Below are 11,758 nucleotides of genomic sequence, written 5' to 3'. Positions count from 1 at the left end.
CCCACATTTTGATTGGATTTCAGATTGAAATCGGACTGCCGGCTCAGTCGGCAATCACCACAATCGCCACCCGTCGATTCTCGGTACGCCCTTCCGCTGTGTCGTTGGTGGCCACGGGGTTACTGCTGCCCAGCCCACGCAGCTGGATGTTGTCTTCTTTCATGCCCACGCCTTGCAGCACCGTCGCCACGCTTTGGGCGCGGCGCAGGGACAGTTGCTGGTTGTAGGTCTCTGTGCCCGAGGCGTCGGTGTGGCCGTCGATGCGTACACGCTCGATGCCTACGTCCAGCAGGGCCTTGCCGATGCGTTGGACGATGTCGGTGCTGGGTTGGTTAAGGGTTTCGACGTCACTGCCAAACAGCACTTTGCCGGACAGGCCGAACGCCCAGCCGTCATCGGTAAGCTCGAAGCCCTGTTGCTTGAGGACGGCGACTTGCGCCGGGGTCAGGCCTTTGGAGGGTACCGTCTGGCAGCCGCCAAGGGCGAGCAACGCCACCAGCAGGGTGATAAAGATAAAACGCGCGGTAGAGAACAAGGGATCAGCTCCTGTGTTGAACGTTGACGACGGGGCTCTCCGACTCCGCCGTTTGCTGGCCGCCCGACGACAAACGTTTGGCCTGGTACATCGCCGCATCGGCGGCATTGAGCAAGGTGCCAGGTGTGACGCCATGCTCGGGGTAGAGGGCGATACCAATACTGAGGGAGGTCAACACCTGGGTGTCGCCAGGCACCGCAATCGGCATGTCCATGCTGGCGATGATTTTGTCGGCGATGCGCTGGGCGTCTTCCACCTTGTGCAGCGGCGCTAGCAGGATGGCGAACTCGTCACCACCCAGGCGCGCCACCAGGTCATCTTCACGCAATTGCGCACGCACGCGCTCGGCGACGGCCACCAGCACGGCATCACCTGCGGCATGACCGAAGCTGTCATTGATCTCTTTGAAACGGTCGCTGTCGAGGTACAGCACGGCCACCTGTTCCTTGGCTTTGGCGGCGCTGCGCAGCGCGCGAATCAGGCGGCCTTCGAAGTATGCGCGGTTGGGCAGACCGGTAAGGCTGTCGTGGTTGGCCTTGTGGGCGAGGGTTTCGTTTTCGCTTTGCAGGTGGTTTTGCCAGGCTTGCATCTCGCCGAGCAAGGCATTGAAGTCGCTGCCCAGGCTGTCGAGTTCGGCGATGCGGGCCGGCGGCACGCGGCGGTCAAAGTCGCGCTCGCTGCGGGCGGCGTGGGCCACGGCGGCGAGGCTTTGCAGCGGCTCCGTAATGCCGCGCAACAGACGCCGCGCCAAGTGCAGGGCAACCCAGGCGCTGAGGGCGGTGCAGATCAGGATCCCCGCCAGGCCGCTGAGCAGGAAGCGCAACAGGCTGCCGCCGTGGCCGGTCAGGTGAATGCTGCCGATGGTGCGCCCCTGATGGAGGATCGGCTGGATGATGGGCTGTTCGAGCAAGGCGTGCGCCAGTTCCAGTTCTACCCGCGACAGCATCCCGGTTTCCGGGCGCGTCCAATACGACAACAGCTTGCCACTAGCATCGAATACTTCGGCCTCGGCGACTTCCTCGGTTGAAGCGATAAGGCTGAGAGCTTCGGTGGCTGCGGCGCTGTCATTGAACACCACCGCCGCCTCCACGGTGTAGTTGATGGAGCGGGCGATCAGGTGCAGGTTATGTTCGGCATAGACCCGTAGCGCCAATACGCCGAGCAGGGTCAGGGACACACTGGCCAGGGTCACCGCCATCAGCGCGAGGATCAGGTGCCCTCGGCCGATGACCGAACGCAGGGTCGGTCGCACTCTCATGGCGCAGGCGCCCGGCGACGGGACAGTTGCAACACGCTTGGATGAATGCGCACGCCGCTGCGCGCCACCGAGTCGAGGTTGACCTCAAACGACACTTGCTCATCCCCCACCTGCAGGCAGAACAGGCTGCCCACGGTGCACTGGTCGCCGCCTTCGCTGATGCTGAGCACCGGGTGGCCGATCAATGAGGCAAACAGGCGGCTGCGTTCGTCATTGCTGAGTTTGCCGATGTACACGGCGTCGCAGGCGTTGACGATATCGGGATGGTCGGCCAGCAGGCGCCGCACCACGACCGGACGGCCGGTGGCCTGGATGGTGCCTTTGATCAGGTCGTCGGTGTATTGGGTCGGGCCGACGATGCACAGGCGCAGTTGCTCAGGCTCTACTGGCCAGCGGGCATAGCTGAGGATACCGAGTACCACCTGGGTGACCGCCTGGGCGCGCTGGTCAGCCGGGCCCGGAGCCTCGGCAAATACGCGGGGCGCCAGCAGGCATAGAACCGCCACCAGCAGCAGGCGTCTCCAGCTCAAACTACGCCCTGTGGGCGAGACGGCCACGTTCATGCAGCGATACTCTCAGGTGTTTTCGGGGTGATGCCGCAACGATAGCACAGCATCAGATAGTTCTGACTCCTGACCCAACTCCAGCATCAACCCACTCAAGCGTTTGACCTTGCGTCGCACGGCCTCTTCAAACACGCCGCCACGGGGTTCGATCAGGCTGAACCAGCGCTTGGCGCGAGTGATGCCGGTGTAGATCAACTCTTTGGTGAGCACCGGGTTCAGCGCGTCCGGCAGGATCAGTGCAGTGTGGGTGAACTCCGAACCCTGGGATTTGTGCACGGTCATGGCGTACACGGTTTCCACATCATTGAGACGGCTGGGCAGTACAAATCGCACGCCACCCTGGCCATCGTTACGTGGGAAAGCAACGCGCAACACCTGGGGCCCGCCATCACTTTCAGGCAGTTTGAGGGCAATGCCGATGTCGCCGTTCATCAAGCCCAGGCCGTAATCGTTGCGGGTCATCAACACCGGGCGGCCTTCGTACCATTGCTCGTCCCCCTCGATCAGCCGCACTTTGCGCAAGGCGGCCGTGATGCGCAGGTTCAGCCCTTCCACACCCCAAGGGCCCTTGCGCACGGCGCAGAGCAGTTGGAACGCATCAAAGGCTTGCAGCAGTTGTTGGGCCCAGTGGGTCCAGGCGGGGTCGTCACGCGGGGTGTCGACGGCGGGCCGCGCGCTGTGCAGCAGGTTGAGGTAATAGCGATAACCCTGGGCGCCGTCGCCCTGCCCGTCCAGCACCAGGCGCTCCAGGGCGTGGTCGTGCTCGCCTTTGAGGCTAAGGCAGAACAGGTCACTGTGGCTGCGCGCTGCCAGCAGCTTGCGCGCCTCGTCGGCGTTTTGCTGGTTGACCCAGCGCGCCAGTTGGCCGATGCCGCTGCCTTCGCCGAACCGGCGCGAATAGCGCAGCATCACCACTTGCTGCGCCAGGGGATGGCTGCCGTCGAGGTCTTCGTGCAGGCCACTGGCGCTGAGGTCTTCGCCGCTGACGGTTTGCAGCCATTGGCGGGTGTGGGGGCTGTACCAGCCGGCTTCGGCGTCGCGGCACAAATCACCGAGTACGGCGCCGGCCTCTACCGAGGCGAGTTGGTCCTTGTCGCCCAGCAACACCAGGCGGGCATGGGGCGGTAATGCGTCCAGCAGGTTAGCCATCATTTCCAGATCGATCATCGAGGCTTCGTCCACCACCAGCACATCCAGGGGCAACGGATTGCCAAGGTGATGGCGGAAGTGCCGAGTGCCCGGACGGCTGCCCAGCAGGCGGTGAACCGTGGTGACCTGGGTCGGGATCTTTTCCTTCACACTTTGCGGCACTGTCAGCGACAGCACTTGCTGGCTGATGGATTCGGTCAAACGCGCGGCGGCCTTACCGGTCGGCGCGGCCAGCCGGATGCGCAACGGGCTGCCGGACTCTACGGCCGGCGCCTGCAACAGCGCGAGCAGGCGCACCACAGTGGTGGTCTTGCCGGTGCCGGGGCCGCCGGTGACGATGCTGAATGCACCGCGGGTGGCCAGGGCGCAGGCGAGTTTCTGCCAGTCGATCACGCCATCGGGCGCCGGCTGGTCAAACAAGCTATTCAAGCGCTGGGGTAAATCGGCGGCGACGCTTTCCTGGGTGGCGAGACGCAGGCGCAGGGCAGTGTCGATGCGCCGTTCGTAGGTCCAGTAGCGGCGCAAGTACAGGCGTTTGCCCGACAGTACCAAGGGACGACTGTGTGCCGATTCGCTGCCGTCCACCGCCAGGGCGACCAACGGGCTGGCGGCCAGTACATGACACCAATGGGCACCGTCGAGGCCGTCGAGCAATTGCGACGGCAGCAGCATGGCGCCGGTTTGCAGGTCGCCTTCGGGCGGCAAGGACAGGGCAAAATCCGGCGCGTTAAGGGTTTCGAACAGGTCCAGGCACACATGGCCGTGGCCCAGTTGATGGCTGGTCAGCGCCGCCGCCAGCAACACCAAGGGGTCGGCGTGTGGATCGAGTTCGTGCAGGAAGCCCACGAAGGCCTTGTCCAACGCCCGTAGCCAACCACGCTCAACCCAACGCTCCAGCAGGTGCACCAGGTCGGCGGCGCGGCTCAAGGGAGCTAGCGCCTCAAGCGGTAACGGCGACAGGCTCATAACAACACTCCTTGTTCCCAGGCGGGCTCAGCCTTGGGCGGGATGGGCTTGCCCTGGAACAGCAGGTCCAGGCTTTCGATCAGCTCCCGTGGCGGCCGGGTGAAAAACGCCCCTCGGCTGACAGCCTGGGTGCCGCGCAGGAACAGGTACAGCGCGCCGCCGACATGACGGTCGTAGTCGTAGTCCGGCAGGCGTGCCTTGAGTTGACGATGCAGCGCGAGCAGGTAAAGCACGTATTGCAGGTCGTACCGATGCTCGAGGATCGACTGTTCCATGGCGTCCTGGGTGTAAGCCGAATCGTCAGGGCCGAGCCAGTTGGATTTGTAGTCAGCCACGTAGTAGCGGCCATCGTGTTCGAAGGTCAGGTCGATAAAACCTTTGAACATGCCGTTGAGCAGCACCGGTTCGGCAGAGACACGGGACACACCGTTGTGGGTGTACTGGCACACCAGCTTGTCGAGGGCGAGCACGTCGACTTTATGACTGGCGAACCAGAACTCCATTTCGATCTGGTAGTGCTGCAAGCTGCTCAGGGCGATCTGGTCGTTATCCACCGGCAGCGGCGTGTGCAGCAGATGGCCCAGCCACTCGCTGAGGGTGACGATCCAGCCTTCCCAGTTACGGCGATTGCAGCGCGCGCCTACGGCTTGTTCGATCGCTTGCGAGGTCACGTTGAAGCCTTCTTCCCCGGCCCACTCCAGTAGACCGTGAAGGAAGGTGCCGGGGTTCGGACCACGTGGGAAACGGTGAATGTCTGCGCCGGACGCTGCCACTTCACGCGGTGCGTCGGGATCGAGGCGTTCGTCATCGAACAGCTTTTGCGCCTGTGGGCTTTCGGGCGCTTCGAGGTGGGCGACGCTCATGCTGTCGCCAATGCGCAAGGCACTGTAGGACGCGATCCACCAGTTCTCGGCGGCCTTGCGTTTAGGTAACAAGGGCGCGAGCAAGTTGGCGGTGTTGCGCGGCGGGTGAAACAGGGTGTCTTGGGCGTCGGGCACAGGGACGTAGTGGATGGCCGGGCAGCCATCCTGCAGATCCAGCAGCCAACGCGCGAGGCCGGCGGATTCGCTCAACGAAGCACCCGCGCCGAGCAAGTAACCCAGCGCCGACAGGTGCAATACCGAGCTGTTGCTGTTGCCGCGTTTGAGGTCGGCAACGCCGAGCCAGGAGGCGTGTTTGGCGCGGGTCAGGGCCACGTAGAACAAACGCAGGTCTTCGGCCAGGCGCTCATCGTCGGCCTGGGCGATCAACTCGGCGGTCGGGCGCAGGCTGACGTGGGATTTGCCGTGTTCATCGTGGTAATGCAGCGGCAGGCGACTGCCGTCGACCGGCTTGGCCGAGCAGATGAAAGGCAGGAAGACCAGGTCGTATTCCAGGCCCTTGGATTTGTGAATGGTCACGACCTTGACCAGTTGCTCATCACTTTCCAGGCGCAGGATTTGCTCTTCACCGGCTTGACCGGACAACGCGAGGTGTTCGGCCAGGTGGCGGATCAACGCCTGTTCACCGTCCAGTTCCGACGCGGCTTGTTGCAACAACTCGCTGAGGTGCAACAGGTTGGTCAGCACACGTTCGCCGTCGCTGCGGGCGATCAGGGTTTGCGGCAGTTTGAAGTCGTGCAGCAGGCGACGCAGCATCGGCAGCACGCCTTGGGTGCGCCAGATCGCGCGGTAGCCACGGAACTGCATCACGCGGCTTTCCCACGCCAGTTCGTCCTGGTTCAGACGCTCCAGTTCCGGCAGTGACAGGTTCAAGGTGACGCAAGCCAGGGCAGCCCGTAGCGGCCGCTCGACATCCGGCTCGGCACAGGCCTTGAGCCAGGCGAGCAGATCGTGGGCTTCCTGGGCGGCGAAGACAGAGTCCTTGTCCGACAGGTACACGCTACGCACGCCACGGGCGGCCAACTCGGCGCGCACGGCTTGGGCTTCCTTGCCGTCGCGCACGAGGATGGCGATGTCCGACGGCAGTACGCCTTTGAAGCTGTCGTCCGGTTGCAGGAAACCAGCCGTACCTTGCTGCCCGCCGTTGAGCAACTCGACAATCTGCGAGGCACAGGCGCCAGCCAGTTGCTGACGGTACACCGCGTTGGAAACCGGCTGGTCGGTGGCCAGGTGCCAAAGGTTCATCGCCGGCAACGTTTGGCCGTCGACCTGCAGTCTTTCCTTGCGGCCTTGTGACAGCACCGGGTGGAACGGCACCGGGTTGTCGCCATTCGACTCCCGGAACAGGAACGCGCCCCGACCCGTTTCCGCCCGCTGGAACACATGGTTCACTGCCTCGACCATCGCATGGCTGGAACGGAAGTTGGTGCCCAGGGTGTGGTGACGGCCGATCGTGGATTTACGCGCGCGCAAGTAGGTGTAGATATCGGCGCCACGGAAGGCGTAGATCGCTTGCTTGGGGTCACCGATCAGGAACAGGCCGCTGTCGAGGTGGTTCTCTTCAATGCGGTAGATGCTGTCGAAGATGCTGTATTGCACCGGGTCGGTGTCCTGGAACTCGTCGATCAGGGCCACCGGGAACTGCTCGCGGATCACACTGGCCAGGCGCTCGCCGCCATCGGCTTGCAGGGCCGCGTTGAGGCGAATCAGCATGTCGTCAAAGCCCATTTCGGCACGACGGCGTTTTTCTTCTTCGAAGCGCTTACCCACCCAACCGGCGGCGTGTTGCAACACGGCAGCGTCGGGGGTTGGCAGCGCGTCGAGGGCGGCTTTAAGGCCGGCCATGGCGTCGATGCCGGGGTGTTGCGGCGGGTCGCCCTTCCAGGCTTCGGCCATGCCGTCGGGAGTGAGGCGGGTGAAGCCGGTGCCGATGTCCAACTGTTCCAGGGTTTCGTCAACGGCCCAAGCGCTGATCTTTTCGAACCAGGGCTCGAAGTAACGCGCTTGCATCTTGCGGCCGTCGACGGCTTTGGCGGCCACCGCTTGCAGGCAGATTTCGCGTAACTCGGCGGCCCATTGTTGCCAGGGAGCCTTGATGTTTATCAATGCTTCGCGGCGTTCTTGCAGGCAAGCGTTGATCAACTCGGCGGGTTCGCGGGTTTCATCCGGCGACCGTTCGCTGCCGAACAGTGCGCGCACGCGTGGCATCAACGCCGCGGGGCCACCCCAGTTGCTGCGCACCCAGTTGAGTGCATCGTCATGCATGGGGTAGCAGAACAACCGCCAGTAATCGCGCAACACTTCGCCCAGCAGGTCGCTGTGGTCGGTTTCCAGGGTCTGGGTGAACAGGCTGCCGCTGTCGAACGCGTGTTCGCGCAGCATGCGCTGGCACCAACTGTGAATTGTGGAAACCGCCGCTTCATCCATCCACTGGGCAGCGATGTCCAGGCGGTTGGCGCAGGCGGGCCATTGCTCGGGGAGGTATTGCGCACGCAGGTCGGCGATCAGCGCGTCGGGCTGTTCAATCTCCTCGCGGAAGAAACGCGCGGCTTCGGCCAGGCGAATGCGGATGCGCTCACGCAGCTCTTTGGTAGCGGCATCGGTAAAGGTGACCACGAGGATTTGCGGCGGCAGCAGTTCACGCCCGAAACCGGACTCATCGCCACCGTGGCCCAGGACCAGACGCAGGTACAAGGCGGAGATGGTGAAGGTTTTGCCAGTGCCGGCGCTGGCTTCAATCAGCTGGCTGCCATGCAACGGGAAGGCCAGGGCCAAGGGTTTGCTGCTCATGCGCCGGCCTCCTCGCCTGTGAGTGATCGCCATGGGGCGTTGATGAGCGGTCGATATAAGGTTTCGCACCAGCCTTCGAACTCTTCGCTGGCGACCAGTGCGGCGTAATCGGAGAACTGTCGGGTGAGCGCCGGGGTTTCGCGGCGCTCGCCATCGGTGGTCAGGCCGTCGCCTTCATAGGCTTTGCTCGCGGCTGCGTGGGCTTTGACCGGATCGGTTTGGCTGAGCCAGGCGAAAGCGGTCTTGACGGCTACCGGGAGCGGTTCTCTCATGCCGCTGTGCCAGGCCAGCAGCAGGTTGCCGAGGATTTCCCGGGCGATGGGCTTATCCAGCGGGGCCAGTAGCAACGTATCGTCGCTGGCCACCAGCCCTGTGCTCAACGACAGGCCGCAGGCGCAGGCCACCACATGATTGACCCAAGGACGTATCAGGCGATGCCATTTGCGTGTTTTGATCGATCCGATGCTATTGGGGATGGTGGTGACACTTAGCAATCCACCGTCACTGCGGCGATGCAGGCCGCTGATCCAGCCTTCCAGCGCTATACCTTGATGCTCGAAACTGATCGGTTCTGCAGCGGTGTGTGGCGTTGGCCAGAGAGCCAGCAAGTGCTGGTAGCGTTGCAACAAATCAGGCAGGGGCTCAATGAGTTCGTTGCGCAGGCACTCGCCGAAACCGACCATCGGCAACAGGCCACTGCCTTGCAACCGCAGGGCCTGGGCGTTAAGGGCCTGGTCGAGGTGCTCGGGTTGGGACAGCGCAGCGTTCAACAGGCTATCGCTCAGGCTGTAGCGTTGCAGCGCGTCAAGCACGAAGGGTTCTTCATCGGCCAAGGGCACTTCGGCGGCTTCGAAGAACACTTTCAGACGCTGGCTGAAGAAGTGTTTGACCGGGTTGCGCAGGAAATCCTGTAACTGGCCGAGGCTCAGGGGCTCCTCCTGTTGGTGCTGCGCCAGTTGGTCTTCCTGTGTAACGGCATCCGGGGCGGCGTGGAGTAACTGCCATTCGCGGGCGTAGCTGAACAGCGGATCACCTTCGTGGAAGTAGCGGGCGCTGAAGGGTTGGAGCGGGTGTTCCTGGGTCATCGCGTCCAGCAGCGGTGTTTCCTGTGCGTTGTGCCAGCCGCTGGCGATATGGTCCCGCAGTTGGCCGATGAGTACAGAGGCCGGGCGCTCGCTGTTATCGCGGATGCTACGGCCGACCCAGCTTATATAGAGCTGGTCGCGGGCGGACAGCAGGGCTTCGAGCAGCAGGTAACGGTCGTCTTCGCGGCGCGAACGGTCGCCGGGACGGTAGTCGCTGCCCATCAGGTCGAAATCCAGCGGTGGCTGGGCGCGTGGGTAGTCGCCGTCGTTCATGCCGAGCAGGCAGACGAGTTTGAAGGGGATGGCGCGCATGGGCATCAGGGTGCAGAAATTGACAGCTCCGGCGAGGAAGCGCTGGGACAGACGGCCTTGGTCCAGGCCGGCCAGCCAGGCTTCGCGGACTACGGTAAGCGGTAACTCATCCTGCAGGCCGACGGACTCGCAGGTTTCCAACCAGGTTTCTCTGAGCAGCTCAAGATGACCCAACAGGTAGTCGTCGTGCTCGCTGCTGGGCAGGAAGAATAGTTGCATCAGGCGTTGCAGACGTTCGCCCCATTCGTGGGGCGCTGCGGGTTGTGACAGCGCTTGATGGGCATCGCTGAGCGCATCGAGTAAAGCAACCAGCGGGCCGATCAAGGCCGCATCAAGCCCGCCGATTTCGTCGTAAGGCTCAATGCCTTCGCAGGCCGCACCGGTGCCGACGGCATAGCCTAGAAGCATACGGCGAAGGCCAAATCGCCAGCTGTTTTGTTCGAGCTTACTCGGCAGACCGAGCCCCGCACGTTGCTCGGCGTTGAGCCCCCAACGGATACCGGCGCCTTCGATCCAGCGGTGCAGCGTCGGCAGATCGCGCTCCTTGATGGCGAAGCGTTCGCGCAAGGCCGGGACGTCCAGCAGGTCGAGAATCTCGCTGACGGGAAAGCGGCTATCGGGGAGTTTGAGCAGGTGTTCGACGGCGATCAGCAGGGGATCGCGGCCGCGCTGGCCTTGATCGGTCAGGGTGAAGGGGATGAAGCGAGGGTCGATTCTGTCCAGTTGACCGAATACCGCGCGAATATGCGGCGCATAGCTGTCGACGTCGGGGACCATGACGATGATGTCCCTTGGGCGAAGCGTGGGGTCGGCGCTGAAACGCTGGAGCAATTGGTCGTGGAGAATCTCCACTTCGCGTTGGGCGCTGTGGGCAATGTGGAAGCGGATGGATGTATCACGCTCTAGATCGACAGCGGGCCATAGTTCGCGAGTCTCGTTGAGTGGGCGCAGTTCGAGGATATCGTCCTGAAGCTGGTTGAGCAGTGTGGTGGGTTCGCTGTCGCTGAACAGGTCGATTCGACCATCGCGGAAAGCGGCGCGGTAGCTGTTGGGATCGTCGTAACTGTCCAGCAGGCTGATGTAGTCGCGACCTTGCTTGCCCCAGGCGGCCAGCAGCGGATGGGCGTGTTGGTGCAGGGTTTGTGGGTCGATGGTGACGGGCATGCCGGTTTTGCGCGCCTGGCGTTTGTATTCGTTACGCAGCAGGTCTTTGTCGGCCACGATGTCGGACCAATGGTGGCGACACGGGTTGTGCACACACAGCAGGACTTGACTGAAACGGGACAGACCGGCCAGCGCTTCGAGCGCTTGGGCGGGCAAGGAAGAGATCCCGAAGACAATCACCCGCGAAGGTAGCCCCTTTGGTGCTTGCTCAAGAGCATTGATACGTTCGATGAAACGCTGGTGCACGCCGGCGCGGCTTTCGGCCATGCCCTCTTCACCTACGTCCAACAACAGCGCACGCCATAACTCGGCTTGCCAGCAGTTGGCAGGGTTGAGGGGCTTGGGCTCGCCTCGGCCGTTGCGCAATTGGTGGCGACCGGCAGCCCAGTCTTCCAGCCAGTCAGCGCGGTAAACCTGGTATTGGTCGAACAGGTCTGCCAGGCGTTCCGCCAGTTGGTAGCGTTTGCGCAGGTCAGAGTCGTGGGTCAAGAAGCGCTGCAACGGCTCGAAGTGCTGTTGATCGATGAGTTCCGGGAGCAGGCGCATCAGACGCCAAGTGAGCGGGGCTTTATCGAGCAGGGATTTTGGAGGGATTTCGTCACGTCCCAGGACCATGCGATAGAGCTGCCACATGAAGCTGCCGGGGAGCTGTACATCAATGGCTGCGGCGATTCCGCAGCCACCCATATCGTCGTCTTCCGGGTCTTCAGCCAAGGCCAGTTTGAGCCACTGAGCAATGCCGTTGCTTTGTACCAGGGCGATTTCGTTTTCCAGGGGCGCCAGGGGATAACGGCGCATCCAACTCACCACCAGGCTGCGCAGTTCGTCCAAACGGTTGCCGTGAACCACCATGAATCCAGCGCTGAGGGACGTCGCATCCGGCATAACGGCTTCCTTGGGAAAAGCAAAATCGAGGGCATGGACTTTAGCACTGAAGGCCACCCCGAGGCGCCTCTTCGCACTTTTCGACCGCCCAAAACAAAACCCCACCTGCTTTCGCAAATGGGGTTTCGGAATTTAATCTTGACGATGACCTACTCTCACATGGGGAA

At 62.9% G+C, this 11,758-nt stretch carries 6 protein-coding genes; all 6 read right to left on the bottom strand.

What is annotated here, in order from left to right; genetic code table 11:
- Positions 1-43: 43 nt before the first annotated feature.
- From M2397_RS26680 to recC, 6 genes are read right to left on the bottom strand one after another with little or no spacing between them, the layout of a single operon-like run.
- Entirely contained in the window at positions 44-535 is a 492-nt protein-coding gene (locus M2397_RS26680; RefSeq protein WP_131700222.1) for an OmpA family protein, read from the bottom strand.
- 4 nt (positions 536-539) lie between these two features.
- A complete protein-coding gene (locus tag M2397_RS26675; protein ID WP_145338527.1) occupies positions 540-1,793 on the bottom strand; it encodes a diguanylate cyclase domain-containing protein in 1,254 nt (417 codons plus the stop codon).
- On the bottom strand, positions 1,790-2,356 hold the full coding sequence (locus M2397_RS26670) for a YfiR family protein (protein WP_131700220.1): 567 nt from the start codon (positions 2,354-2,356) through the stop codon (positions 1,790-1,792). Before M2397_RS26670 ends, M2397_RS26675 begins: the two co-directional genes overlap by 4 nt.
- Positions 2,357-2,368: 12 nt before the next feature.
- Entirely contained in the window at positions 2,369-4,474 is a 2,106-nt protein-coding gene (gene recD / locus M2397_RS26665; protein ID WP_259244757.1) for an exodeoxyribonuclease V subunit alpha, read from the bottom strand.
- Positions 4,471-8,145 carry an exodeoxyribonuclease V subunit beta gene (recB, locus tag M2397_RS26660; RefSeq protein WP_259244756.1) on the bottom strand — a complete coding sequence of 1,225 codons (3,675 nt, stop codon included), beginning with the start codon at positions 8,143-8,145 and terminating at the stop codon, positions 4,471-4,473. The genes recD and recB overlap by 4 nt, the downstream gene beginning before the upstream one ends.
- A complete protein-coding gene (gene recC / locus M2397_RS26655; RefSeq protein WP_259244755.1) occupies positions 8,142-11,591 on the bottom strand; it encodes an exodeoxyribonuclease V subunit gamma in 3,450 nt (1,149 codons plus the stop codon). The genes recB and recC overlap by 4 nt, the downstream gene beginning before the upstream one ends.
- Between the last annotated feature and the right edge of the window lie 167 nt (positions 11,592-11,758).

Origin of the sequence: Pseudomonas sp. BIGb0381 (genome assembly GCF_024809815.1) — a bacterium.
Taxonomy (GTDB): domain Bacteria; phylum Pseudomonadota; class Gammaproteobacteria; order Pseudomonadales; family Pseudomonadaceae; genus Aquipseudomonas.
This window is presented reverse-complemented; position numbering and strand designations above follow the sequence as displayed.